Raw genomic sequence first — 23,638 nt, 5'->3', positions numbered from 1 at the left:
TGGAATTTTATTTAGCGCTTGCCAAAGCGTTTTTATTTTTGTATATTTGTATTCAAATGAATACAAAAATTTTTAATTGAATATGAACGCAAGCAACAGAATTCCTCTTAGTGTCAGAATTTCTCAGGAAGATGCTGATTTTATTGCCGGTTTGAATTTGGAGGGAGCGAATACGCCTTCTGAGAAAATCCGTGAAATATTGAAGCAGGCGCGTTTGATGAATGCGCAACAGCAGGATTACGGTGCGGCATTGAATCAGGCCGAGCAGTTTTTTCAGACGGCCAAGCATGAAGTGCTGCATGCGGAAAAGCAGTTGGGAGTGCATTCGCCTATTTTGGCAAGGGTGTTTGAATTGTTGCCGGATTTGAGCGCCACTCTGGCATCGGATCTGCCGGAAGAAGCAGATTTGGATAGCTTGAAAAAATATGAGCAGGAAATTATGCGGCGTGTAGTGCGCTTGGCAGACAGCATTTTGCAGCTTGCGGTCACGGGCAGGGGCGCAGCTTATGATGATGCGGTTTTGGCTGAGTTGGAAAATACTTTAAAGCTGGCACGGATTGTGTGGCAGCGCTATGAAGATGAGGCCGTCTGAAAACGGCAGTAGCGGTTTTGTGTTTTGTTATCCATACCGGAAAGGAATTGAGATGAGTGAAACGTTAGCACGCAGAGTAGGGCGCTTGGTAAGCGGTGGTTTCCACGCTATTGTTGACGCGGCAGAAAATTTAGCGCCGGAAGCGGTGATGAATGAAAGCATCCGTGAAATTGAACGTGTCGTAGATGAAGTACGTGCAGAGTTGGGTAAAGTATTGGCTCAAAAACATTTGGCGGCGAAGAAAATGGCAGATGAAAGCAACCGCCATGAAGCTTTGAGTGCCAGCCTGCAAGCGGCGGTGGATGCCGGACGTGATGATTTGGCCGAGGCTGGGATTGCCGAACAAATGGATATTGAAGCCCGCTTGCCTGTGTTGGAAAACACCATAGCCGATTGTGCGGCGCAAGAAAAGGAATTGGAAGGTTTTATCGCCGCATTGCAAGCCAAAAAACGTGAAATGCAGCAGCAATTGCAGGAATGGCGTGCGGCACAGCAGAGCATTGCTTCAAGCTCACCAAATGCAGGCGGGAGTGATTTAAACCGAGTTGCCCGTGATGCTGAAAAAAGCAGCAATGCTTTTGACCGCATTATGAACCGCCAAAATGCCGTACACAGCAGTACGGATGCTGCGCAATTGGCAAAGCTGAAAGAACTTGAAGATTTAAGTCGCCAAAACCGCATTGCAGAGCGGCTGGCTGTATTGAAAGCCCGGCAAAAATAAACCGAACAGCTGTAATGTTGGGGAATGCAGCAGAATCCTTATCAAGCGCCGAAGATAAACAAAAAATGGTTGGCGTTGGCTTTGTTTTTGCTTGTGTTGAGTGTGATTGGATTGATTGTTGATCAACAAGATACTGAAAGCACTCAACACGAAGCAATAGCGCATGTTGAACCTTCTTTAAATAAGAAGAGGCCGTCTGAAAAAACGGTGTCGACACGGGAAGTTCAAATTGCCGCTGATTTACCCAAGCCGGAAGCTCTGCCTTCTGTTGAAGTTATGCCGCAAAGGGAGGCGGAACAATGGTATGCGCAGGCTAGAGCTTATATGCATTCGGGCGACTGGAAAGAAGCCGTGTCGTGGCTGGAAAAAGCGGCAGAAGCCGGGCACTGGAAGGCGCAAAATAATCTCGGCGTTGCTTATATGGAAGGTCGCGGTGTCGGTAAAGACGAGCAGCTTGGGTGTATGTGGATTGAGCGTGCCGCCAAAAACAGCTTAGACGATAAGGTGTTGGAGAACCTCAGTATGTGCAGTATTGAGGCGTCTCGCCCGATTGATGCGGAAACGATGGACTTGCTTCAAAAGAAGAAGGAAGAAAGTGCATTAAACGACGAGTTTGCTTTGGCGAAAATGTATTTGCATGGACACAGCGAAGCCAAAGATGCTGCGAAAGGGCTGTATTGGTTGGGCAAGGCAGCGATAAACGGGCATAAACATGCGCTGGTTGCTTTGTCTGATTGCTTTTCCCTGCGCAGGTGCAGCCAACAATATTACGATCCGGCAATCGCTTATGCCCTGTTGGTAAGGGCAAACCAAAGCATCAGCAGCGATTTGTCTTGGTGGGGCCGTCTGAAAATAAAATGGGCAGAACGCCGTATGTGGAGCAATTTGAGCAGCAGCGACCAGAAATATGCCGAAGAATATCTGCAAGAGTGGACTGAATGGGATGATGCGGCAATGGTTAAGCACATGATGGCCGAAACCGCTTTGGCTTCCGCTAACGAAAAGTAACATAAGATTTTTTGTTTACATTATGTTTTATTAGTGTTTTTTGTAGTTTAATGGCATAATTTGCTGTTTTCAAAGGTAGCCGTTGCAGCGTGAGTTGATGGGTAAAAGGTATGTCTGTCATTCAAACGAACCAAAACGAACACGGCTAGATAACCATCAACGAAGCATTTGACACAGCTTTTTCAGACGGCCTCTCGGGTCTCAGTAAAATTTGAGGCCGTCTGAATACCAAGAAGGAAACAAAATGTGGAATCTGATTAACGCACCGCAGACTGAAATTTTCGGTATTGCGATTATGCTGATGCTGTTGCTCGGCGTGGCCGAAATCGTTTCGCTGTTGATGGGTGGCGTAAATGATTGGATAGACAATTTGTTGCCCGATAGTTTGACTGAAACTGCTCACGCCGAAGTGGGTTTGGACGTGGTAGACCCGGGTTTGTTTATCCGTTTTTTAAGCTGGCTGTATGTGGGTAAAGTGCCGCTGCTGATGCTGATGGTGGTGTTTCTCGCCGTATTCGGTACGCTGGGCTATTTGTTTCAGACGGCCTTCAACAGCATTGCCGGGTTTTATCTTAACGGCTGGTTGGCTGCGGCAGGAGTATGGTTTCTCAGCTTGCCGGTCGTGCGTATGGTTGCGGCAGGTTTGTATAAAGTCATGCCCAAAGACGAAACCACAGCTATCGAGCAAAGCAGCTTGGTAGGAAGAGTGGGCGTGGTTGTGCTGGGAGAGGCAAAGCAGGGCAGCCCTGCGCAGGTAAGGGTGAAAGACGGCCACGGCCAGCAGCATTATGTGATGGCAGAACCCGATTCAGACGGCCTGATTTTGAGACAGGGAGAAGCGGTGTTGCTGGTGTCTGTAGAAGGCACGGTATTCAAGGTCATAGCCAACCCGAGCGGAAGTTTGGTCGATTAAAGCAAAACATATGCTCACTTTAAATAAATGCAGTTCGATTTAAGCAGAAGCGGTAGTGCTTAACAAAATTTCGGTAGTTTCATTCAATCATTTTTTATAGATAAAACATCAAAAAGGAAAAACACTATGGGTTTGATTACGATTGCCAGCATCGCCGGTATTATTCTGGTCGCACTGATTATCCTCGGCCTGATTCTTACCCGCCTTTACCGCAGAGCGAGCAAAGAAGTTTCGTTTGTCCGCACCGGTTTCGGCGGCGAAAAAGTAATTATGAACGGCGGTGCGATGGTGTTGCCGGTATTGCATGAAATCATTCCGGTTAACATGAATACCCTGCGTTTGGAAGTCCGCCGTGCCGCCGAGCAGGCTTTGATTACGCGCGACCGTATGCGTGTCGACGTCATGGCCGAGTTTTATGTGCGCGTGAAACCCAGCGCCGAAAGCATCGCCACCGCCGCCCAAACATTGGGTATGAAAACCATGTCGCCCGAGCAGTTGAAAGAATTGGTTGAAGGTAAATTTGTTGACGCCTTGCGTGCCGTTGCAGCGGAAATGGCCATGGAAGAGCTGCATGAAAAGCGCGTGGATTTCGTTCAGAAAGTGCAGCAGGTTGTTTCCGAAGATTTATTTAAAAACGGTTTGGAGTTGGAAACCGTATCGCTGACCGGCTTAGACCAAACGAGTTTCGAGTTTTTCAATCCGCAAAACGCGTTTGACGCCGAAGGTTTGACCCGCTTGACCGAAACCATCGAAGTGCGCCGTAAAAAACGTAACGACATCGAGCAAGATACCGATTTGGCCATCAAAACCAAAAATCTCGAAGCAGAACGCACCCGCCTGAACATCTTGCGTGAAGAAGAATACGCGAAACTTGAGCAAGAACGCGAAATCGCCGTGCGCCGTGCCGAGCAAGAAGCCAGCATCGCCGAACAGGAAGCGCAGAAAAAACGTGAAGCCGAAGAAGCCCAAATTGCCGCTGCCCGCGAAGTCGATTTGAAACGCATCAGCGCCGAGCGCGACATTAAAAACGAAGACATCCGCAAAGCACAGGCTATCGAGCAGGCTGAAGTGGAACGCCGCAAAGCGATTGAGTTGGCAGAGCAAGACCGCGCCATTGCCGTAGCAGAAAAATCCCGTGCCGAATCCGAAGCCAAAGCTGAAGCCGATAAAGCCCGTGCCGCTGCCGTACGCGAAGAAGAAAGCGTGATTACCGTGCGCGAAACCGAGCGCGCCGAGCGTGCCAAAGCCGTTGAATTGATTGCGGCGCAAGAAGCAGCGCAGAAAGATGCCATCGCATTAACGGTTGCTGCAGATGCAGAGAAACAGGCCGCGCAAGACCGAGCGGAAGCCGTGCGTATTGCCGCCGAAGCGGAAGCCGAGAAACAACGTCTGCAAGCCAAAGGTGAGGCGGATGCCAAAATGCTGCTGGCTCAAGCGCAAGAGCAGCAATATAAAGTGGATGCGGAAGGTACGCGTGCTGTGAACGAAGCCGCCAATGTATTGAGTGTGGAACAGGTAGAAATGCAAGTGCGCTTGGCCTTGCTGAAACACCTGCCCGATATCATCCGCGAATCCGTGCGCCCGATGGAAAATATCGACGACATTAAGATTCTGCAAGTGAACGGTTTGGGCGGATTCGGCACCAGCTCTGCCGGAGCGGAAGTTTCAGACGGCCAAAATGCACAAGCAAGCCTTTCTGATCAATTGGTAAACAGTGCGTTACGCTACCGCAGCCAAGCGCCTTTGGTTGATAATCTGATGAAAGAATTGGGTTTGAACGGGGGCGATATCAACGGCCTTACTCAGGTGTTGGATAAAAATATAACGCATAAACCTCAATAAATACGCTAAGCAAAGCATTCAGGCCGTCTGAAAAAGTTTTCAGACGGCCTGATGTATAGGGCGCTCCAAGATAGTTGTGCGCATTTTTATATAGTTTTTGTGCCTGCGCTTTAACCGACTTTCAGCGCAGGCTTGGATTACACACAAACAGATAAGCAAATAATCAAGCAAAAGGTGCCGACTTTAAAAATTCACAAGTTGTTTTTTCAACGCCATGCTGTTGGCAACCATATTGCCGCAGTTTGCAATATCGAGTTCGGTTTCAGCAATCAAGAGATTAACAGGGCGGCCTGCATGCAGGCTCATGCGGATTTCTGCGGGAATGAAAGGTAAGTGGCGGGAAGCGGCGAAAGCGCGTGCACGCTGGTTGGCGAGCTTCAACATGGGCAGCAAGGTGATGTCGAGATGGAAACGTTTTACACCCAATACGATAATACGGGCGGCAAACCAATCGGCCTCTTCGGTGAAAACATCGGGACTGCGGCCGGTGAAATCGTGTCGCATGGCGGCAATCAGCGTGGCTACGGTGCGGATTTGCGGCAAAAGTGCTTCACTGATTTGGATGCCGCCGGTTGGTATGGCTGCCGGGGTGCACAAGTCGGGGCGGTGGATATTGCCGTTCACAATCAAATGTACGCTTTGCAAAACGGCGGTTTCGGTTTCAATCGGTAAAGTGGCGGTTTTCATGATTATCTGCTCCTGTGGTGTCGGGTGCTACAGGCGGCAACACAATAAAAAGGCCGCCTGAAAAATCGGGCGGCTTCTGTTTCGCGTTTGCTTGGTTTATCTGTGTTTCAGACAAGCGCAAAAGAGTACCGCACGTTTGTGTGGTACCAGTAATAATAAGCAAAGGGGCGAATGTTTAATGTGTTCATAGCGGTCAATGTAAATCAGGGCGTTGAAAATTGTCAACGTTTATTTGGTTTTTTTGCTCTTTTGTTTTTTATCTTTTTGAAATAGTTGGATTTAATTTTCTTCTCCCCATTTGTTCATTAAGCGGTGGGGAATGCGCAGCTGGTCGAGAATGCGTGCAACCACGAAATCAATCAGATCGTTTAATGTACTGGGGTGGTGATAAAAACCCGGCGACGGCGGCAGGATAACGACACCGAGCTGCGAAAGTTTGAGCAGGTTTTCCAAGTGCAGGGCAGAAAGCGGTGTTTCCCGTGGAACGATAATCAGTGGCCGGCGTTCTTTGATGCAAACGTCTGCGGCACGTTCGATCAGATGATCGGAGGTTCCATGTGCGATTGCGGCCACCACGCCCATGCTGGCCGGGCAGACGATCATGACATCGGCAGGGTTGGTACCCGACGCGGACGGGGCGAACCATTCGTCTTTGCCGAATACGCGCAGTTGGGCGGGCGATACTTGATACCGTTCACACAAAAACGCTTGGCATTCGGAAGGCGACGCGGGCAGAGTGAGGTTCATTTCTTGGCGGGCAACAATTTGCGCGGCTTGCGAATATAAAAGCCACACGGTTTTGCCGCTTTGCAGCAGGCATTCGAGCAGGCGGATGCCGTAGGGCATGCCCGATGCGCCGGTAAAGGCGAGGGTAACGGTGTTTATCGGATGTTGGGGTGTATTCATGATGTGTGAAGCGGAGAATGTTATTTTCAGACGGCCTGTGTGTTAAAAGGAACAGCAAGAGGTAATCGGTTTAAAAAGGCTTTAGATTTCCCTGCTGCGTTCGATTTCCACGCCGACTTCCCGCACGTCAGGCAGAATGCCCGGTTTAACAATGCGAACGCGCACCCAAACGGCACCGAAATCGGACAATATCAGTCCGGCAACGTGTTCGGCTAAGGCCTCGAGCAGTAAAAATTGTTGGTTTTTCAAGCTGCTGCGCACCGCTTCGCATACGTCGGCATAATGGACGGTATCGTTGATGTTGTCGTCGGCCGCCGATTTTTCAGGGACGCCGATAACCAAGTCAAGTACCAAAGTCTGCTTTTGCTTGCGTTCCCAATCATAAAGCCCGATCAGGGTTTCGGCTTTCATGCCGTGTAAAAAGATTTTATCCATTTTGTGTTACGCCGTTTTCACGTTAAAATCACGGCTCCATTCTAAAACAAAAGTTTTTGCAATGTTCAATTTCTTGATGATTACTTCCGGCTATCTGATAGGTTCGCTGTCGTTTGCCGTGATTGTATCCAAATTTTACGGCATGGATGATCCGCGCACTTACGGCTCGGGTAACCCCGGAGCAACCAATGTTTTGCGCAGCGGTAAAAAGAAAGCCGCAGCGCTGACACTGCTGGGCGACGCGCTCAAAGGTCTGGCAGCCGTGCTGCTGGCGCGTTATCTGCAAGAACCGTTGGCCTTGGATAATGCAACCATTGCGCTGGTAGGCGTGGCGGCATTAGTGGGGCATATGTGGCCGCTGTTTTTCCGCTTTAAGGGCGGCAAGGGTGTGGCTACGGCTTTAGGCGTGCTGCTGGCTTTGTCGTGGCCGACTGCGCTGGTGTGTGCGCTGATTTGGCTGGTGATGGCGTTCGGATTTAAAGTGTCGTCGCTGGCGGCTTTGGTTGCTACCGTACTCAGCCCGATTTTGGCTTTCTTCTTCATGCCCTATGATTCGTGGGTTTGGTCAACCGTGGCGATTGCCTTGCTGGTGCTGTACCGCCATAAGAGCAATATCCAAAACTTGATGAGCGGTAAAGAAGGAAAAATCGGAGAAAAAGTAGAAAAATCCGATTCTGAACAATAACGGAAAGCAGCTTCGGCTGCTTTTTTGATTTGGCTTGAAGGAATGATGTGATGTGGAATTTTTCAGACGGCCTGAAAAAATGTGCGGCCATATCTCTAGCTTGTTTATTGTCTTCTTGTGCTTTGGTGCAATACCGGCCTTTGCAAACCATTGATCAGATTGATGTCAACAAAGGCTACCGCTTGGAGAAAGCCTTGAACCGGCGTGCGGAAGACGATACGTTTGTGGTGCTGATTTTTTCGGGCGGCGGTACGCGTGCGGCGGCTTTGGGCTACGGCGTGCTGGAAGAGCTGAAAAAGCAGCAGGTCAATATCGGCGGCAAGCAGAAAAGCCTGCTGGACAATGTGGATATGGTGTACGGCGTATCGGGCGGCTCGGTATTGGCGGCTTATTTTTCGATGCACGGAGCCGAAACCGTGCCTGCTTTCGAGCGTCGGTTTTTAAAGCAGAATTTTCAACGCCAATTTACCAAACAGCTGTTTTCGCTGGCTAATGTGCCGCGGTTGACTTCACCGGAATACGGCAGGGGCGATTTGTTGCAGGAGCAGTTTGAAAACACGCTGTTTCGCGATGCAACTTTCGGTGATTTGGATAGAAACAGAAAAGGCCCGTTTGTCGTGATTTCTGCGACCGATATGGCGGCTGGCAGCCGCTTGGATTTCACGCAGGAATATTTCGATATGATGTGTTTGGATTTGTCGCAACTGCGGATTGCACGGGCGGTGGCGGCTTCCAGTGCCGTGCCTTTGGTGTTTAGTCCGATTACGCTGAACAACAACGGCGGCAAGTGCGGCTATGCCGTGCCTGAAGAAGTGCGGAAAGCAGCGGCCGAGAGCAGCAAAGGTTTGCAACGCCAAACCCAGCGCGAATTTGTACAAAGCTATCTGCAATACAACGACAGCACCAAACGCCCCTACATTCATCTGCTTGACGGCGGCCTGACCGACAATCTCGGCCTGCGCGGCTTGCTCGATGTAGCCGATGCCCGCTCCAGCAGCATGTTGCAGCGGCAATTGGCCGACGAGCGCATCCGCCGCATTGTGATTATCAATGTGAACGCGCAAAACAAAATCAGCAGCAGCATCGACCAATCGGCGGCTGTCCCCGGTTTGGCGGATGTGGTGAGCGCGATTATCGACATTCCGATAGACAAATATTCGCAAGAATCTCTGCGCCGCTTCCGCGCATTTGCCGACCAATGGAACGAAAGCACCCGCACGGGGCGCAACCGCAACCAAACCGGCATGTATTTTGTGAGCCTCAACCTGCGCGAATTGCCCGAGTCGCAGTTGCGTAAAAACGTGTTGAACATTCCCACAACCTTTTATCTGCCGCCGAACGATATCAATGATTTGAAATCCGCCGCCCGTGCTTTGTTGCAGCAATCGACCGAATACAAACGGCTGTTGGCGGATTTGTCGGTAGAGCCTGTTGTGGGAAAGGAACCGGTGCTCAACAAGCCCGTTTGGTTTGTCGGCGAAGGGCCGCAGTTACCGCAGTCGGAGGTGCCGGCAGGGTATGATCTTGAGTCGCTGCGCGCACCGTAATTTTGATGTTTGAAGATATGCGGAGGCGTTTGTATTCAGTTTGACTGCATTTCCCCTATTGCAACATATTTTCAGGGAAATGGCCGGAAAGCTTTGCCTAAGCAGATGTTTTTGATACAATCCCGTCCCATACAACTTCTTAAAAACAAGCCGCCGGTTTCAGGCGGCTTGTATTTTTATTTGCCTATTATTCTGACGGCGTATCAGCCGTTACCGACTGGAGAAAAGTTTCATGCAGAAAATTCCGTTAACCGCACGCGGTGCAGAATTATTGAAAGAAGAATTACAACAGCTCAAAAGCGTTGCCCGCCCGCAAGTGATCGAAGCGATTGCCGAGGCGCGTTCGCACGGTGATTTGTCGGAGAATGCCGAATACGAAGCGGCCAAAGAGCGTCAAGGTTTTATCGAAGGCCGCATTGCGGAAGTAGAGCATAAATTGTCGATGGCACACATCATCAATCCCGCCGAAATTCATGCAGAAGGCAAGGTGGTATTTGGTGCGACGGTAACGCTGGAAGACTTGGATACCGAAGAGCAGGTGCGTTATCAAATTGTGGGCGAAGACGAAGCGGACATCAAAAACAATAAAATTTTTGTCGGCTCACCCATTGCCCGTGCGCTTATCGGCAAAGTAGAAGGCGATGTGGCCGAAGTTCAGGCTCCGGGCGGTATGCGCGAGTACGATATTGTTGCGGTAGAGTATATTTAATCTAGGTTGTTTGACTGCTTTAAAACGGTATAGGCCGTCTGAAAAATCTTTTTCAGACGGCCTGTTACCTTTGCAAAACCCCCATCTGCGGCGCATTTCTGCGTTGTGCGCTGCTAGCTCGCTTGCCTATCTGTATGATATGTCTGCACTCGCTGCGCTGCTACGCCTTGAACTGCATCCACATCTGAGGGTTTTGCAAAGGTCTCAGCCTGTTTGTTTATGCAGCAAACCGATTAGGGCTGTTTGATGCGCGGCAGCACTTTCACGCTCAAGGGCAGGTGGTCGGAGAGCAGCTGCCATTGTTTTTCTTTGTGGATTTGCGAATCGAGCACTTCGAGGTTGCGGGTGTAGATGCGGTCGAGGCTCAATACGGGCATGCGCGAGGGGAAAGTTTTGGGGCGTTTGCCGTTGGCATCTACAAATACTTCTTCGAGGTTTAAGGCTTTGCCGAGTGCGGCGGCAGACTTGGAACGCCAGTCGTTGAAGTCGCCGGCGATAATCAGCGGGCTGTGCGGGTCAACCTGCTGGGAAACGTATTCGAAAATCGCCTGATACTGTTTCATGCGGTCGGGTTCGCGCAGGTTGAGATGGGCGCACAGGCACACGAGCGGGTGTTCCCAATATTCGGGCTGAATTTCGCAATGCAGCACGCCGCGCTGCTCGAGTTTGTTGACCGTGATATTGAGATTGTGGCGGGTGTCGATGGGCATGTGGCTGAGAATCGCATTGCCGTGGTGCCGTTCGGGGTAAACGGCGTTTTTGCCGTAGCTGCTGTTGAACGACAGGTGCTCGCTGAGAATGTCGTAATGCGGGCGGTGCGGGAAGTCGGGCAGTTTGGAACGGCGGATTTGGTGTTCGCCTTGCACTTCTTGTAAAAATAAAATGTCTGAATTCAGCTTTTGCAAGGCTTCGGCCATGTTGCCTACCTGCACTTTGCGGTTGAGTGCCGACATGCCTTTGTGCATGTTGTAAGAGGTAATGGTAACGGGTACGGGGGTCATAATGTGCTCGGTATTTGTTATTGTGTATTTTTGATTATATATCAATAGGCCGCTTGAAAATTCATATTTTACATAAGCATAGCTTTGTAAAAAGGCCGTCTGGAAACCATTGTTTCAGACGGCCGCATTTATCGGTGTCGGTTTATTTTTGCAACGAAGCAAACACTTTAAAATAGGTGGGAAAGGTTTTGTGGGTGCATTTGGGGTCGTTGATGACCACGGGCACGCCGAGCAGGGAAACGAGAGAGAAGCACATGGCCATGCGGTGGTCGTCGTAGGTGTCGATTTGCGCATCGGGCGTGAGTGCGGCGGGCGGAATGACGTGGATGGCTTCCGGCTCTTCGGTAACGGTCGCGCCGACTTTGCGCAGTTCCGCCGCCATTGCCGCAATGCGGTCGGTTTCTTTCACGCGCCAGCTGCCGATGTTGCGCAGAGTGCACGGTGCACCGGCGGCAAGGGCGACGACGGCTAAGGTCATGGCGGCATCGGGAATGTGGTTTGCATCCAAATCAAAGGCTTGGATAGGGCGGTTGGCAGGGCGGGAGACTTCGATGAAATGGTTGCCCCATGTTACATCGGCACCGATTTTTTCCAACTCGCGCGCAAATGCCACATCGCCCTGAATGCTGTGGGTGCCGATGCCGGTAACGCGCACGGGTTGGCCGGAAAGCAGGCCGGCGGCGAGAAAATAAGACGCACTCGAAGCGTCGCCTTCCACATGCAGATTTTCCGGTGCATGGTAACGCGCGCCGGCAGGCAGCTTGAACACGCGGTAGTTTTGGTTTTCGACGTGAACACCGAATTGCGCCATCAGTTTCAGCGTGATGTCGATATAGGGTTTGGAAATCAGCTCGCCGACCATTTCGATTTCAAACGCTTGGCCGGTCAGTGGCAGCGCCATCAAGAGCGCGGTCAAAAATTGGCTCGATACGTTGCCTTTAATCGGAATCACGCGCACGCCGTTGTCGGTGCGTTCGCGGATACGCAGCGGCGGATAGTGTTCGTTGCCGAGGTATTGCACATCGGCACCGGCTGTGCGCAGGGCATCGACCAAATCGCCGATGGGGCGTTCGTGCATGCGCGGCACGCCGTGCAGGTGGTAGTTGCCGCCCAGCACCGCTAAGGCTGCGGTAAGCGGGCGGAACGCCGTGCCTGCGTTGCCGAGAAACAAATCCGCCTCACGGTTGGGAAAACGCCCGCCCGTGCCGTGCACTTTCAGACGGCCTTCCGAGATAAACTCCAGTTCGACACCGAGTTTTTCCAAGGCTTCGAGCATGCGGTCGGTGTCGTCGGATTTTAATAAAGAATGGATTTCGCACACATTATCCGACAATGCCGCCAAGAGCAGCGTGCGGTTGCTGATGCTTTTCGAGCCGGGCAGGGCGACGGTGGAGGGCTTGAGTGTGGCGGCGGGCAGGCGGACGGATTCGGTCATTGTTTTTCTTTCCGTGAACGATAAAAAAGATGAAGCGGTATTATGCCTGTAATCGTGCGGCTTGGAAAACGGGCGGGAAGGGCTGATGCGGCTTTTTTTGAAGTGTTCGGATTCGGTAAGCGCACCGAAACGCCTGTTTAAAATATTTCAGACGGCCTCCGGTAAAGAGGCCGTCTGAAAATCAAATGCTGGAACGGCGTATCCTGAATCTTGGGTAAACGCCGCTTCACTCGGATTATTTCACCGTTTTATTGCCCTCGACAATTTTCAGTCCGGCAGAAACCAAGCTGCCGATGTCGGCCACGTTGGCGGGCATAATCAGCGTGTTGTTTTCTTTGGCCAGTTTGCTGAAGGCTTCTACATATTGCTCGGCCACTTTCAGGTTCACGGCTTCGTTGCCGCCGGGGCTTTGCAGGGCGTCGGCAATCAGGCGGATGGCGTCGGCATTGGCTTCGGCCACCAAGCGCAAGGCTTCGGCTTCGCCTTGGGCACGGTTGATGCGGGCCACTTTGTCGCCGTTTGAAGCATTAATGGCGGCTTGGGCTTCACCTTCGGACTGTTGGATTTCGGCTTCGCGTTGGCCGCTGGCGAGGTTGATCTGCTCGATTTTGCGGCCTTCCGATTCGGCGATGCGGGCGCGTTTTTCGCGTTCGGCGGTAATTTGCGCCTGCATCGAGCGCAGGATTTCTTGCGGCGGCACCAAGTCTTTGATTTCGTAGCGCAACACTTTCACGCCCCACGATACGGCGGCTTCGTCGAGCGCGGAAACGACGATGCTGTTGATTTCGTCGCGCTCTTCAAAGGTCTTGTCCAATTCCATGCGGCCGATAACCGAACGCAGCGTGGTTTGGGCAAGCTGAGTAATCGCCATGATGTAGTTGCTCGAGCCGTATGAAGCGAGTTTCGGGTCGGTTACTTGGAAATAGATGATGCCGTCGACGGTAAGCTGTGTGTTGTCGCGGGTAATACACACTTGGCTCGGCACGTCGAGCGGGATTTCTTTCAACGTGTGTTTGTAGGCGATGCGGTCGATAAACGGAATCAGAATGTTCAGGCCGGGATTAAGGATTTTATAGAAGCGGCCCAAGCGTTCGACTACATAGGCTTCCTGTTGCGGCACAACGGTAAACGATTTGAAGCCGAATACGACAACGGCAATAAGAATCAGGATGGGAAAGCTGAGAAACAGGCTGAAATCCATGGTTTTTCCTTAGTTTGATGATGAATGCAGATGAATAAGCAGAATATTGCCGTTTTTGCCGGTGATAACGGCGGTTTGTCCGGCAGCGTGATCAGCACCATTGTCGGCCTGAGCTTGCCACACGGTGCCGCGGTAATGCACTTCATACAGATTGCCGTGCAGGTGGCGGTTGATTTGTACGGTTTGCCCGATGTCCAAATCGTTGCGGGCGGATTCGTCGACAGGTGAGCGGCGGTGTTTTTTTATCCAGCCGTGCGCCCACCAGATGCCCACGGAAGAAAGCGCGGCAGCGGTGATGATGCTGATGCTGGTACTGTCGAACAGCCATGCGGCAATGCCTGCGCCGAACAGGGCGGCGCTGACCACCAGCAGGTAAATCGTGCCGACGAACAGTTCTAAAATCAGCACCAATATGGCGGCGATAAACCAAGCGATCATGAGTTGCCCCCTTTGTTGTTTCAATCAAATGAATGATAAAGACTCTCGGCGAAAATTCAATGTTTTCGGCGGGAACGGTAAAAAGGCCGTCTGAAAAGGTTTAAGCAAAAAGTATCGCTAATCTGTTTAACAACAAAACCGTCATACTCGGGCTTGACCCGAGTATCTCGTAAATTTGCTGAAACTCAAGATACTCGGGTCAAGCCCGAGTATGACGGATGTACTGTTTTTAAGTTGATTGACTATATAAACGGTTTACGCAAAGAGTGTTCAGACGGCCTTTTAAACGGAAACGGTTTATTTTTCGGCGTCCAACACCCGTTGGCGGCGGGTTTCGCTCAATACCATGCCTGCCGTTACCGATACGTTCATGCTTTCCACTGTGCCGAACATGGGCACGGAAACGAGCATGTCGCAATGTTCGCGGGTGAGGCGGCGCATGCCTTCGCCTTCGTTGCCCATTACCCATGCGATGCTTTCGGGCAGTTTGGCGTGATACAGATCGGCCTCGCCGCCCATGTCGGTGCCCACCACCCAGATGCCGTATTCTTTCAATTCGCGCAGGGTGCGGGCGAGGTTGGTTACGGTGATGTAGGGCACGGTTTCGGCTGCGCCGCAGGCCACTTTGCTCACGGTGGCGTTCAGCCCCGCGCTTTTGTCTTTCGGCGCAATCACGGCGTGAACGCCCATTGCGTCGGCGGTACGCAGACATGCGCCGAGGTTATGCGGGTCGGTGATGCCGTCGAGCACCAGCAGCAGCGCCGGTTCGCGCAGGTTTTCCAACACGTCTTCGAGGTGGACGTGGTTTTTGGATGCGTCGATAAAGCCGACCACCCCTTGATGGCGCGCGCCTTTGCTGATGGTGTTTAAGCGTTCGGCGGCGGCAAAATGCACGCGCACGTTTTCGGCGGCGGCTTTTTCCAGCACGTCGCGGGTGCGGGCGTCGTGTTTGCCTTCTTGGACATACAGCTCGGTAATGCTTTTCGGGTTTTGCCACAATCGGGCGTTAACGGCGTGAAAGCCGTAGATAAGTCGTTGGTTTGCCATGTTTTGCTTTGTGTGAAAGTTTCAGACGGCATTATACAGGGTTTGGGCGGCACAGGGCTTTCGAGGCCGTCTGAAAAACAGGTGGGTGTAAAGGGTAATAAGGTTGGCGTTTTATGGGTTTGCCAAGCCGATTTCGCGGAAAAACGCACCGTAGGCTGCGGCTTTTTCCGCCAGCGGCAAAGGATAGGCGCGCGATGACGACGGCAGGCGGTACAGGCGCAGCGGCCTGCCGGCAAATTCGGTTTCGGAATACCGGCCGATGGCGGGTTTGGCGGTTTCAGACGGCATCAGCGAGAGCAGGGTGTCGGTAGCCAGCTCGCCCGTGGTCATGATGGTGCGGCAGTGCGGCAGGGTGTCGAGCAGCGCGGCCAAATCGACCGGCTTCACAATCTGCAAAAACTTGTCGGAAGCGTTGCCCTGCAAACGGATAACCTGATGCGCCGTATCGCTGATGGCGATGCCGCGTTCAGTGAGAAAGCTGCGGATAAGCGCTTCTTTAAAGGCTTTGCCGCCGGGTTCGACAAAATAATCTTTGTCGCCGAAAAACACCAAGCCGAAAATCCGCCACATGTCGTTTTGAAAATTGGGGTAGTAAAAATCCATTTTCCAGCGGGCGCGCGGCGGCGGAAACGAACCGAGCATCAGCAGGGTGGCGTTTGCGGGCGCGAACGGGGCGAGCGGGTGGGTTTCAACGGTCGGGTTCATGGCGGCTGCCGCAGTCAGTTTGGGCATCAGCTTTGCTGCGCCGACATAATCCGTGCAACGGTATCGACCACGGCTTGGGTTTGCGGGTCGATTTCTATATTCACAAGGTTGCCCGCTTGGCGCGTGCCGAACAATGTGCGTTGCAGGGTTTCGGGAATCAGATGCACGTTGAATTCGGTGTCGGTTACGCTGCCGATGGTAAGGCTGCAACCGTCCAGCCCCACAAAACCTTTGGTCAGGATATAAGGTTTCAGCTCGGGCGGAAGGGCAAACCATATGGTGCGGTTGTGTTCGCTCTCTTCGATGCGGGTGATCGGGGTAACGGCGATAATGTGGCCGCTCATCACATGGCCGCCGATTTCGTCGCCGAAGCGGGCGGCGCGCTCGAGGTTGACCGGGCTGCCGGTTTCCAATGTGCCGAGGTTGGTTTTGGACAAGGTTTCCGCCATCAGGTCGAAATCGACTTGGCGGCCGTTGATGCGGGTAATGGTGAGGCAGCAGCCGTTATTGGCTACCGATGCGCCGATTTGCAGGTTGTGTGCCATGTCTTCGGGCAGCTCGACCGTGTAGGTGCAAAAGTCGGCGGAAGGCGCATCTTTGGCGACAATGTGCCCCATGCCTTGTACTATGCCTGTAAACATCTTGATTCCTTAAAAAAACTAAAAAAAACTAAAAAAACTAAAAAACGGATGAAAGGCCGGTAAAGCGGCGGTTTATGAGGTGGCGGAACCCTCGCAGTAGGCCGAGACCTTTGCAAAACCCCCATCTGCGGCGCATTTCTGCGTTGTGCGCTGCTCGCTCGTTTGCCTATCTATATGATATGTCTGCACTCGCTGTGCTGCTACGCCTTGAACTGCATCCACATCTGAGGGTTTTGCAAAGGTCTCAGGCCGTATGCAGCGGTTTGATTTTTTCCAGCCGCGCCCTATCAATTGCTTCGGCAATTTTGTGCGGCGCATCGGCGTGGGCGGCGGCGATTTCGGCGGTGTTGACGCTGTTGGCGGCATCGAGCAGAGCCAGCCAGTGTTCGCGTTGCGGGTAGGGTTCGTTTTCACGGTTCAGACGGCCTTGCGTATCGGCCACGCAAACGTTTAAGGCCGTCTGAAAACGTTCGGGCCGTCTGAAAGCATCGGTTTGCTTTAAGGTTTTCAACACGGTTTGCGGTTTCAGGTTTTCGACGCTGTGCAACATGATGTGCCAGCGGCAAACCAGTTCGGCCAATTCGGAACAGGCTTTGGGCACTTTCCAGCGGGCGTTGACGGCGCGCACGGGCGTTACGCCCGCTATATCGTGGCCGTGGTGTTTGGGCAGAATGTCGGCGGGTGTGAGTGCTTTGCCCAAGTCGTGCAGCAGGGCGGCGTAGCGTTCGGGCAGGGTCAAACCCATGTCGGCGGCGCGTTGCAATACCATCAGCGTGTGGATGCCGCTGTCGATTTCGGGATGGTAGTCGGCGCGTTGCGGCACGCCGAAAAGGGCGTCCACTTCGGGCAGCAACACTTTTAAAGCCCCGCATTCGCGCAGGATTTCGATCATTTTGCGCGGCTGTTTTTCCATCAGCCCTTTGGCCAATTCCTGCCACACGCGTTCTTCTACCAAAGCATCGGCTTCACCGTCGCGCACCATCTGTTTCATCAGCTCCATGGTTTCGGGGGCAACGCTGAAACCGTAGCGGGCGGCAAAACGTGCGGTGCGGAGAATGCGCACGGGGTCTTCGGCGAAGGCTTCGGAAACATGGCGCAAAACGCCGTTGCGCAAATCTTCTTGGCCGCCGAAAGGGTCGATAATCAGGCCGTCTGAATCTTGAGCCATGGCGTTGATGGTGAGATCGCGGCGCATTAAGTCTTGCTCGAGGGTAACGTCTTTATCGGCATAAAAAGCAAAGCCGGCATAACCTTTGGCGGTTTTGCGCTCGGTGCGGGCGAGGGCGTATTCTTCGTGGCTGTCGGGGTGCAGAAACACGGGGAAGTCTTTGCCGACGGGCTGGAAGCCTTGCGCCAGCATGGCCGCGGCATCGGCGCCGACAACAACCCAATCGCGGTCGGTAACGGTGATGTTGAGTAAAGTATCGCGGACTGCGCCGCCGACAAGATAAATCTGCATGGTGTGATCAGGCCGTCTGAAAAAGTATCAGGCCGTATCTTAACTGATTCCGAATGATTTTTCAGACGGCAGCTAAGAGCCTGAGTGAGAGGGAGGAATGTGATTTAATGGATAACACTAAAAGCCGTTGATATTTAACGGCGTTGCGCCTGTTCAAACGCAATCAATACGTTTTTCACTTCGTCCGCTTCTTTCAAGGTGCGGATGCGTTCAAACAATTCCTGCGCCTGCGGATACACTTTTTTCATCATGCCCAGCCATTGTTTCAAACGGGCGACGGGGTATTTGTTGTTGGCTTCTTTGGCAAGGCACAGGTCAAAAAACAGGTTTATCCAGCCCGCGATTTCGGCAAAATCCGCTTCGGTAACGCTTTCGCCGCGTTCAAACTGCTTAATCTGCCGCGCCAAATCCGGGCGCATCACCGCGCCGCGCCCGAGCATCACGCTATCGCAGCCGCTTACCTCTTTAATGTCGAGATAATCCTGCAAGGCAAACACATCGCCGTTGGCCGTTACCGGAATCTGCACGGCCTCGCGGATTTTGCGCACCCATTCCCAATGTGCGGGCGGTTCGTAGCCTTCCACTTTGGTGCGCGCATGCACGGTCAGGCCGCAGGCACCACCGTCGGCAATGGCGGCGGCACATTCGAGCGCGAGCGTTTTGTCTTCAAAACCCAAACGCATTTTGCCGGTGAGCGGAATATGGTCGGGCAGGCTTCGGCGCAAAGTGAGGACGATATGGTGAATCAGCTCCGGCTCTTTCAACAGCACCGCGCCGCCTTTGTGTTTGTTTACGGTGGGTGCGGGGCAGCCGAAATTAAGGTCGATTTTATCTGCGCCGAAACGCACGGCTTCGAGCGCGTTTACCGCCATGTTGTCCGCATCGCTGCCTAGAAGCTGCACGGTGCAGGGTACGCCGGCGGGCGTTCGGTTGTTGCCGGCGATTTCCGGCACATGTTTCAGCCAAGTCTGACGCGAATGCACGGTATGGGTAATGCGCACAAATTCGCTCACGCATTCGTCGAACCCGCCGATACGGGTCAGCAGGTCGCGCATCACGTCGTCCACCAGCCCCTGCATCGGGGCAAGAATAAGCTGCATAGTTGAAAAGGCCGTCTGAAAAAAACCGCTTATTTTATCGCAAACCGCAGCAGAGGGCGGTTGTTGTTTTTATTATCTCTATACTTTAACATGTGTGGCCGAGAAATCGGCGGCTTCTAGGCCGTCTGAACATAGACTGTACACACTCAAGGGAGAAATGATGAGCGACACCCAACACATTTCCGCTTCGGAAAAAGCAGCGATTCTTTCCGAAGCCCTGCCTTATATCCGCCGCTTTTCCGGCAAAACCATCGTGATCAAATACGGCGGCAACGCCATGACCGAGCCGCATCTGAAAGAAGGTTTTGCCAAAGATGTGGTGCTGCTGAAATTTTGCGGCATCAACCCCGTGATCGTGCACGGCGGCGGCCCGCAGATTAACGATATGCTCAATAAAGTGGGCAAAGAAGGCACGTTTATTCAGGGTATGCGTGTAACCGACAGCGAAACGATGGACATTGTAGAAATGGTGCTCGGCGGCCATGTGAACAAAGAAATCGTGTCTATGCTCAACCAGCACGGCGGCAAGGCCGTGGGCGTTACCGGCCGCGACAGCCATTTTATCCGCGCCAAAAAACTGTTTATCAACACGCCCGAGCGCAACGGCGTCGATATCGGCCAAGTGGGCGTGGTGGAAAGCATCGACTGCTCGCTGATTAAAGGCATCATCGGTTACGGCCATATCCCCGTTGTCGCCCCTATCGGCGTAGGCCGCAACGGTGAGGCGTTCAATATCAATGCCGATTTGGTGGCAGGCAAATTGGCGGAAGAGTTGAATGCCGAAAAACTGCTGATGATGACCAATATCGCCGGTGTGATGGATAAAGAAGGCAACCTGCTCACCAACCTCACCCCCAAGCGTATCGACGAATTGATTGCCGACGGCACGCTCTACGGCGGTATGCTGCCCAAAATCAGCTCGGCGGTGGAAGCGGCGGTGAACGGTGTAAAAGCCACGCACATCATCGACGGCAGAGTGCCGAATGCGCTGCTGTTGGAAATTTTTACCGATTCGGGCATAGGCTCGATGATTTTGGGCGGCGAAAAAGCATAAAGCGCTTCCGAACAGAGTGAAAACCTGCTTCATCAACAGAGAGGCCGTCTGAAAAAGCCCGCAGCTTTTTTCAGACGGCCTCCTAATATTTAAGGTACAATCCGGCCTTTGTTTTTCACGTTTCAGTCATGTCTAAGAAACCCAAACACGAATTAGAAAACAACAAGTTAAATAAACGCCTGCGCCATGCCGTGGGCGATGCCATCAACGATTTCAACATGATCGAGCAGGGCGACAAAATCATGGTCTGCTTGTCGGGCGGCAAAGACAGCTACGCCTTGCTGGACATTCTGCGCCAGTTGCAGGCCAGCGCGCCGGTCGATTTCGAGCTGATTGCCGTCAATCTCGACCAAAAGCAGCCCGGATTTCCCGAGCACGTTTTGCCCGAATACCTCGAAAGCATCGGCGTGCCTTACAAAATCATCGAAGAAGACACTTATTCCGTGGTCAAGCGCGTGATTGAAGAGGGCAAAACCACCTGTTCGCTGTGCAGCCGTTTGCGCCGCGGCGTGCTGTACCGCGTAGCTAAAGAACTGGGCTGCACCAAAATCGCGCTCGGCCACCATCGCGACGATATTCTGGAAACGCTGTTTTTGAATATGTTTTACGGCGGCAAACTTAAAGCCATGCCGCCCAAGCTGGTAAGCGACAACGGTGAGCATATCGTTATCCGCCCGCTGGCGTATGTGAAAGAAAAAGACTTGGAACGTTATGCCGAGTTGAAACAGTTTCCGATTATTCCGTGCAACCTGTGCGGCTCGCAGCCCAATCTGCAACGTCAGGTGATTAAGGAAATGCTGCAAGATTGGGACAAACGCTTCCCCGGCCGCATCGAATCCATGTTTTCCGCCCTGCAAAACGTTGTGCCTTCGCATTTGGCCGACACTACATTATTCGACTTCGCCGGTTTGCAACGCGGGCAGGTGTTGAAACACGGCGGCGATTTGGCTTTCGACAAAGAAACTGTGCCGCAGCAGTTTTCAGACGGTCGCGAGGGTAACGAAATCACCATTTCGCCCGAAATTCCCGTGAAAAAAGTGATCAATATCTTGGCCAGCAAGCCTAAAAGCTGAATAAAGTTGAATGCGGATTCAGGCGTGTTGAGGCCGTCTGAAAATATGTTTGATGAAAATGCTGCCTGTTGCGGGCAGCATTTTGTTAGGGGCTGAAGTAGATTAGCCCTAAATACCACACCAAAGCCGCAAAGTTTTTAACTGCTGCTTTGGTGTCCCGAAGTTAAAACGAAACTCACATTCTTTCAAGAACAGAGGAAAAGATTTTCGGTCGATTCCGTTGTATTTGCGCAAGACACGTTTCGCCTGATTCCAAAAATTCTCAATGCCGTTGATATGGTTGTGTCGGTCGGCAAACTTTTTGCTGTGATTAATCCTGTGATGGTGAAAACCGCTGACATCCAAGCTGACATCCAACACGTCGTAACTGCTCAGGCAGTCCGTATAAACTACGCTATCAGGTGTAATTTTCCTTGTAATAACAGGAAATAAACTTTCCTTTCGGGCATTATTCACTACAACCGTATAAACCTTACCTCCACGTTTAAGGATACCGAAAACCACCACTTTACCTGCTGCTCCCCTACCGCGCTTTCCTTTACGCTTACCGCCGAAATAGCTCTCATCCAATTCTATAGTGCCCTCAAAAACCTGATCTGCTTCCAAAGCCAAATGATGGCTGATAACAAGACGGATTTTACGGTAGAAGAGAATAGCCGTATTGGGCTGAATACCCAAGATATCGGCAGCAGAACGTGCGGTTACTTCCAATACAAAATATTCAAGCAGTTTTCTTTGCAGACTCTTCTTTAACTTACAGTGGGTTATCTTCATTTTGGCAGCCTATCATGACTGCTAATCTACTTCAGCCTCTTTTGTTATATGAGAGAAAAATAAGCGCGGATAGGGATATCAGCTGGCGTTCCGATAAAGAAATAAGCCCGCCCGCAATCTGTTTTATTCAGGTACAATAAACCTATCAGCAATTACATCGAGAAACTTTAACCGAAAACCGAACAGCCGATTATATGAGCAGAAAGCCGTTTAACGGTGTTTTCAGACGGCATCTGCCATTGATTATAAAATTTCCTACTCACAATAATTTTTATATTCCGGCCAAATCGGCCGCCGCATTTTTCGGAGCTGCCCGTGTTTTTCAGCACACATATTTTAAACGGAGAAACCTTATACGAGCGTGAAGCTCAATCATGGGAAGAGTTCGAATACCACTTGCGGCGTTTGAGAAAGCGCCAACAGGCGTTTGCCGAACTTTCAGTTACCCAACGCTCCGAGTTACTCAGCGCCTTTGCCGACCGCTTGGAAGCCAACCGCGGCCGCTTGGCGGTAATGATTTGCGAAGAAGTCGGCCGTTGCCTGCGCGAGTGCAAAGCCGAGATGAACAAATCGGTTGAGTTGGTGCGCTATTACGCGCGCAAAGCCCCGGAATTGCTGGCACATAAAACTATTGAGACTCAAGCCAGTCTAAGCCAAGTAAGATTCGAGCCTTTGGGCGTGGTGTTTGCCGTGATGCCGTGGAATTACCCGGTGTGGCAGGTGTTGCGTTTTGCCATTCCCGCTTTGTGCGCCGGCAATGCCTGTATGGTGAAACCCGCGCCCAGCGTCGGCAGGGTAACCGAAGCCCTGTTTGAAATCATCGGCAGCAGCCTGCCCATGGAAGTGGCGTGGCTTGATCACGCCGAAGTGCGCCGCGCCGTTGCCTGCACCGATGCGCTGGCCTTCACCGGCTCCGCCGACACAGGGCGCCGTTTGGCAGCCCAAGCCGGGTTGTACCTGAAAAAGAATGTGATGGAATTGGGCGGCAGCAATGCCTTTATCGTGATGTCGGACGCCGATTTGGCACAAGCCGCCAAAGATGCCTGCTATTCGCGCTTTCGTGACGCAGGCCAATCGTGCAATGCGGCCAAGCGCATTATTGTGACGGAATCTGTGGCCGAAGAATTTATCAGCCTGTTTTTGGCAGAATGCGCCAAACTGAAAACCGGCGATCCTATGGATCCCGAAACCACGCTGGCTCCGCTGCACCGCCGCGATTTGCGCGAACGCATCCATTCGCAGGTGATTGATGCTTTGGTAAACGGCGCCACCGTGCTTCAAGGCGGGCAGATTCCCGAATGTACCGAGCAAGGCTGGTTTTATCCCGCTACGGTGTTGGATCATGTGAACCACAATTGCCGCGTGTACCACGAAGAAGTATTCGGCCCGGTAGCAGTAATTATGCGGGCTTTGGGCGAAGAACACGCCATTGCATTGGCCAACGATAACCCATATGGTTTAGGGGCGAGCATTTATTCGCAAAACCATGAAAAAGCGTGGGAATATGCCTCCAAACTGCAAACCGGTGCGGTGTATATCAACCGCCACACCAGCAGCGATCTGCATCTGCCTTTCGGCGGCGTGAAAGATTCGGGCTACGGCAGGGAGCTGTCTGAGTTTGGGATTTATGAATTTGTAAACGTGAAATCTTATTGGCAAAAATAA

At 52.2% G+C, this 23,638-nt stretch carries 25 protein-coding genes and 1 pseudogene; 13 read left to right on the top strand and 13 right to left on the bottom strand.

Translation table 11 applies throughout. The features are described from left to right. The first annotated feature begins 82 nt into the window (after window positions 1-82). From CKV66_RS09550 to CKV66_RS09530, 5 genes are all read left to right on the top strand, one after another. Window positions 83-592 carry a hypothetical protein gene (locus CKV66_RS09550; RefSeq protein WP_085363651.1) on the top strand — a complete coding sequence of 170 codons (510 nt, stop codon included), beginning with the start codon at window positions 83-85 and terminating at the stop codon, window positions 590-592. A 52-nt stretch (window positions 593-644) separates the two neighbouring features. Then, on the top strand, window positions 645-1,313 hold the full coding sequence (locus tag CKV66_RS09545) for a PspA/IM30 family protein (protein WP_085363650.1): 669 nt from the start codon (window positions 645-647) through the stop codon (window positions 1,311-1,313). Window positions 1,314-1,337: 24 nt separating this feature from the next. Further along, on the top strand, window positions 1,338-2,321 hold the full coding sequence (locus CKV66_RS09540; protein WP_085363649.1) for a tetratricopeptide repeat protein: 984 nt from the start codon (window positions 1,338-1,340) through the stop codon (window positions 2,319-2,321). A 244-nt stretch (window positions 2,322-2,565) separates the two neighbouring features. Then, window positions 2,566-3,234 (top strand): YqiJ family protein, encoded by a 669-nt coding sequence (locus CKV66_RS09535; RefSeq protein WP_085363648.1) that lies wholly within the window; start codon window positions 2,566-2,568, stop codon window positions 3,232-3,234. Window positions 3,235-3,360: 126 nt separating this feature from the next. Beyond that, window positions 3,361-5,076 (top strand): flotillin family protein, encoded by a 1,716-nt coding sequence (locus CKV66_RS09530; protein ID WP_085363647.1) that lies wholly within the window; start codon window positions 3,361-3,363, stop codon window positions 5,074-5,076. Window positions 5,077-5,259: 183 nt separating this feature from the next. On the opposite strand, the gene CKV66_RS09525 is transcribed toward CKV66_RS09530, so the two are convergent. The 3 genes from CKV66_RS09525 to folB all read right to left on the bottom strand — a co-directional run bounded on the left by CKV66_RS09525 (window position 5,260) and on the right by folB (window position 7,104). Beyond that, window positions 5,260-5,763 (bottom strand): hypothetical protein, encoded by a 504-nt coding sequence (locus tag CKV66_RS09525; protein ID WP_085363646.1) that lies wholly within the window; start codon window positions 5,761-5,763, stop codon window positions 5,260-5,262. Between the two features lie 279 nt (window positions 5,764-6,042). After that, entirely contained in the window at window positions 6,043-6,669 is a 627-nt protein-coding gene (locus CKV66_RS09520; RefSeq protein WP_085363645.1) for a flavin prenyltransferase UbiX, read from the bottom strand. 81 nt (window positions 6,670-6,750) lie between these two features. After that, window positions 6,751-7,104 (bottom strand): dihydroneopterin aldolase, encoded by a 354-nt coding sequence (gene folB / locus CKV66_RS09515; protein WP_085363644.1) that lies wholly within the window; start codon window positions 7,102-7,104, stop codon window positions 6,751-6,753. Between the two features lie 61 nt (window positions 7,105-7,165). On the opposite strand from folB, the gene plsY reads away from it, so the two are divergent. The 4 genes from plsY (at window position 7,166) to CKV66_RS12655 (ending at window position 10,292) form a co-directional block, all read left to right on the top strand. Beyond that, window positions 7,166-7,789, top strand: a complete 624-nt coding sequence (gene plsY, locus CKV66_RS09510; protein WP_085363643.1) for a glycerol-3-phosphate 1-O-acyltransferase PlsY — start codon at window positions 7,166-7,168, stop codon at window positions 7,787-7,789. A 50-nt stretch (window positions 7,790-7,839) separates the two neighbouring features. After that, window positions 7,840-9,336 (top strand): patatin-like phospholipase family protein, encoded by a 1,497-nt coding sequence (locus CKV66_RS09505; RefSeq protein WP_085363642.1) that lies wholly within the window; start codon window positions 7,840-7,842, stop codon window positions 9,334-9,336. A gap of 232 nt (window positions 9,337-9,568) precedes the next feature. Then, on the top strand, window positions 9,569-10,045 hold the full coding sequence (gene greA / locus CKV66_RS09500) for a transcription elongation factor GreA (protein ID WP_085363641.1): 477 nt from the start codon (window positions 9,569-9,571) through the stop codon (window positions 10,043-10,045). 70 nt (window positions 10,046-10,115) lie between these two features. Next, window positions 10,116-10,292: a lipoprotein signal peptidase gene (locus CKV66_RS12655; RefSeq protein ID WP_085363640.1), complete on the top strand. Its 177-nt coding sequence runs from the start codon at window positions 10,116-10,118 to the stop codon at window positions 10,290-10,292. On the opposite strand, the gene CKV66_RS09490 is transcribed toward CKV66_RS12655, so the two are convergent. From CKV66_RS09490 to CKV66_RS09460, 7 genes are all read right to left on the bottom strand, one after another. After that, a complete protein-coding gene (locus CKV66_RS09490; protein WP_085359867.1) occupies window positions 10,279-11,046 on the bottom strand; it encodes an endonuclease/exonuclease/phosphatase family protein in 768 nt (255 codons plus the stop codon). The two genes, CKV66_RS12655 and CKV66_RS09490, sit on opposite strands and share 14 nt — an antisense overlap. A gap of 142 nt (window positions 11,047-11,188) precedes the next feature. Further along, complete coding sequence (aroA, locus tag CKV66_RS09485; RefSeq protein WP_085363639.1) at window positions 11,189-12,481, bottom strand: 3-phosphoshikimate 1-carboxyvinyltransferase; 1,293 nt, start codon at window positions 12,479-12,481, stop codon at window positions 11,189-11,191. A gap of 235 nt (window positions 12,482-12,716) precedes the next feature. After that, window positions 12,717-13,682: an SPFH domain-containing protein gene (locus CKV66_RS09480; protein WP_085363638.1), complete on the bottom strand. Its 966-nt coding sequence runs from the start codon at window positions 13,680-13,682 to the stop codon at window positions 12,717-12,719. A gap of 9 nt (window positions 13,683-13,691) precedes the next feature. Further along, a complete protein-coding gene (locus CKV66_RS09475) occupies window positions 13,692-14,120 on the bottom strand; it encodes an NfeD family protein (protein WP_085363637.1) in 429 nt (142 codons plus the stop codon). A gap of 297 nt (window positions 14,121-14,417) precedes the next feature. Continuing rightward, the gene (gene rlmB, locus CKV66_RS09470; RefSeq protein ID WP_085363636.1) at window positions 14,418-15,167 is read right to left on the bottom strand and encodes a 23S rRNA (guanosine(2251)-2'-O)-methyltransferase RlmB; all 750 of its coding nucleotides are present in this window, start codon (window positions 15,165-15,167) and stop codon (window positions 14,418-14,420) included. A gap of 111 nt (window positions 15,168-15,278) precedes the next feature. Then, window positions 15,279-15,899 (bottom strand): uracil-DNA glycosylase family protein, encoded by a 621-nt coding sequence (locus tag CKV66_RS09465; protein ID WP_231990481.1) that lies wholly within the window; start codon window positions 15,897-15,899, stop codon window positions 15,279-15,281. Then, a complete protein-coding gene (locus tag CKV66_RS09460; RefSeq protein ID WP_085363635.1) occupies window positions 15,899-16,513 on the bottom strand; it encodes a riboflavin synthase subunit alpha in 615 nt (204 codons plus the stop codon). The genes CKV66_RS09465 and CKV66_RS09460 overlap by 1 nt, the downstream gene beginning before the upstream one ends. Before the next feature lie 110 nt (window positions 16,514-16,623). Here CKV66_RS09460 and CKV66_RS12810 point away from each other — a divergent pair. Beyond that, window positions 16,624-16,761 (top strand): annotated as a pseudogene (locus CKV66_RS12810) (lipoprotein signal peptidase); the annotation flags it as partial. Here CKV66_RS12810 and CKV66_RS09455 read toward each other — a convergent pair. Next, window positions 16,758-17,972 (bottom strand): multifunctional CCA addition/repair protein, encoded by a 1,215-nt coding sequence (locus CKV66_RS09455; protein ID WP_085363634.1) that lies wholly within the window; start codon window positions 17,970-17,972, stop codon window positions 16,758-16,760. The pseudogene CKV66_RS12810 and the gene CKV66_RS09455 overlap by 4 nt on opposite strands. A 134-nt stretch (window positions 17,973-18,106) precedes the next feature. Then, complete coding sequence (locus CKV66_RS09450) at window positions 18,107-19,072, bottom strand: tRNA dihydrouridine synthase (protein ID WP_085363633.1); 966 nt, start codon at window positions 19,070-19,072, stop codon at window positions 18,107-18,109. A 160-nt stretch (window positions 19,073-19,232) separates the two neighbouring features. Between CKV66_RS09450 and argB the strand changes: the two genes are divergently transcribed. Together argB and ttcA are read left to right on the top strand one after the other, a co-directional pair. Then, window positions 19,233-20,126: an acetylglutamate kinase gene (gene argB, locus CKV66_RS09445; RefSeq protein ID WP_054600311.1), complete on the top strand. Its 894-nt coding sequence runs from the start codon at window positions 19,233-19,235 to the stop codon at window positions 20,124-20,126. A gap of 128 nt (window positions 20,127-20,254) precedes the next feature. Continuing rightward, window positions 20,255-21,199, top strand: coding sequence for a tRNA 2-thiocytidine(32) synthetase TtcA (gene ttcA / locus CKV66_RS09440; protein ID WP_085363632.1), 945 nt, complete (start codon window positions 20,255-20,257; stop codon window positions 21,197-21,199). Window positions 21,200-21,307: 108 nt separating this feature from the next. On the opposite strand, the gene CKV66_RS09435 is transcribed toward ttcA, so the two are convergent. Next, the gene (locus CKV66_RS09435) at window positions 21,308-21,973 is read right to left on the bottom strand and encodes an IS1595 family transposase (RefSeq protein ID WP_085363631.1); all 666 of its coding nucleotides are present in this window, start codon (window positions 21,971-21,973) and stop codon (window positions 21,308-21,310) included. A gap of 315 nt (window positions 21,974-22,288) precedes the next feature. Between CKV66_RS09435 and CKV66_RS09430 the strand changes: the two genes are divergently transcribed. Next, window positions 22,289-23,638 (top strand): aldehyde dehydrogenase family protein, encoded by a 1,350-nt coding sequence (locus tag CKV66_RS09430; RefSeq protein ID WP_085363630.1) that lies wholly within the window; start codon window positions 22,289-22,291, stop codon window positions 23,636-23,638.

This window comes from Neisseria zoodegmatis, assembly GCF_900187305.1.
GTDB lineage: Bacteria > Pseudomonadota > Gammaproteobacteria > Burkholderiales > Neisseriaceae > Neisseria > Neisseria zoodegmatis.
This window is presented reverse-complemented; position numbering and strand designations above follow the sequence as displayed.

Bases quoted from the DNA above. Each gene is read 5' to 3' on its own strand.
- CKV66_RS09435 (WP_085363631.1), bottom strand. From the start codon at position 21,973: ATGAAGATAACCCACTGTAAGTTAAAGAAGAGTCTGCAAAGAAAACTG.
- CKV66_RS09490 (WP_085359867.1), bottom strand. From the start codon at position 11,046: ATGACCCCCGTACCCGTTACCATTACCTCTTACAACATGCACAAAGGC.
- CKV66_RS09540 (WP_085363649.1), top strand. From the start codon at position 1,338: ATGCAGCAGAATCCTTATCAAGCGCCGAAGATAAACAAAAAATGGTTG.
- aroA (WP_085363639.1), bottom strand. From the start codon at position 12,481: ATGACCGAATCCGTCCGCCTGCCCGCCGCCACACTCAAGCCCTCCACC.
- CKV66_RS09530 (WP_085363647.1), top strand. From the start codon at position 3,361: ATGGGTTTGATTACGATTGCCAGCATCGCCGGTATTATTCTGGTCGCA.
- rlmB (WP_085363636.1), bottom strand. From the start codon at position 15,167: ATGGCAAACCAACGACTTATCTACGGCTTTCACGCCGTTAACGCCCGA.
- CKV66_RS09475 (WP_085363637.1), bottom strand. From the start codon at position 14,120: ATGATCGCTTGGTTTATCGCCGCCATATTGGTGCTGATTTTAGAACTG.
- CKV66_RS09550 (WP_085363651.1), top strand. From the start codon at position 83: ATGAACGCAAGCAACAGAATTCCTCTTAGTGTCAGAATTTCTCAGGAA.
- CKV66_RS09480 (WP_085363638.1), bottom strand. From the start codon at position 13,682: ATGGATTTCAGCCTGTTTCTCAGCTTTCCCATCCTGATTCTTATTGCC.
- argB (WP_054600311.1), top strand. From the start codon at position 19,233: ATGAGCGACACCCAACACATTTCCGCTTCGGAAAAAGCAGCGATTCTT.
- CKV66_RS09450 (WP_085363633.1), bottom strand. From the start codon at position 19,072: ATGCAGCTTATTCTTGCCCCGATGCAGGGGCTGGTGGACGACGTGATG.
- greA (WP_085363641.1), top strand. From the start codon at position 9,569: ATGCAGAAAATTCCGTTAACCGCACGCGGTGCAGAATTATTGAAAGAA.
- CKV66_RS09455 (WP_085363634.1), bottom strand. From the start codon at position 17,972: ATGCAGATTTATCTTGTCGGCGGCGCAGTCCGCGATACTTTACTCAAC.
- CKV66_RS09545 (WP_085363650.1), top strand. From the start codon at position 645: ATGAGTGAAACGTTAGCACGCAGAGTAGGGCGCTTGGTAAGCGGTGGT.
- plsY (WP_085363643.1), top strand. From the start codon at position 7,166: ATGTTCAATTTCTTGATGATTACTTCCGGCTATCTGATAGGTTCGCTG.
- CKV66_RS09525 (WP_085363646.1), bottom strand. From the start codon at position 5,763: ATGAAAACCGCCACTTTACCGATTGAAACCGAAACCGCCGTTTTGCAA.
- CKV66_RS09535 (WP_085363648.1), top strand. From the start codon at position 2,566: ATGTGGAATCTGATTAACGCACCGCAGACTGAAATTTTCGGTATTGCG.
- CKV66_RS09465 (WP_231990481.1), bottom strand. From the start codon at position 15,899: ATGCCCAAACTGACTGCGGCAGCCGCCATGAACCCGACCGTTGAAACC.
- CKV66_RS09505 (WP_085363642.1), top strand. From the start codon at position 7,840: ATGTGGAATTTTTCAGACGGCCTGAAAAAATGTGCGGCCATATCTCTA.
- CKV66_RS09460 (WP_085363635.1), bottom strand. From the start codon at position 16,513: ATGTTTACAGGCATAGTACAAGGCATGGGGCACATTGTCGCCAAAGAT.
- CKV66_RS09520 (WP_085363645.1), bottom strand. From the start codon at position 6,669: ATGAATACACCCCAACATCCGATAAACACCGTTACCCTCGCCTTTACC.
- ttcA (WP_085363632.1), top strand. From the start codon at position 20,255: ATGTCTAAGAAACCCAAACACGAATTAGAAAACAACAAGTTAAATAAA.
- folB (WP_085363644.1), bottom strand. From the start codon at position 7,104: ATGGATAAAATCTTTTTACACGGCATGAAAGCCGAAACCCTGATCGGG.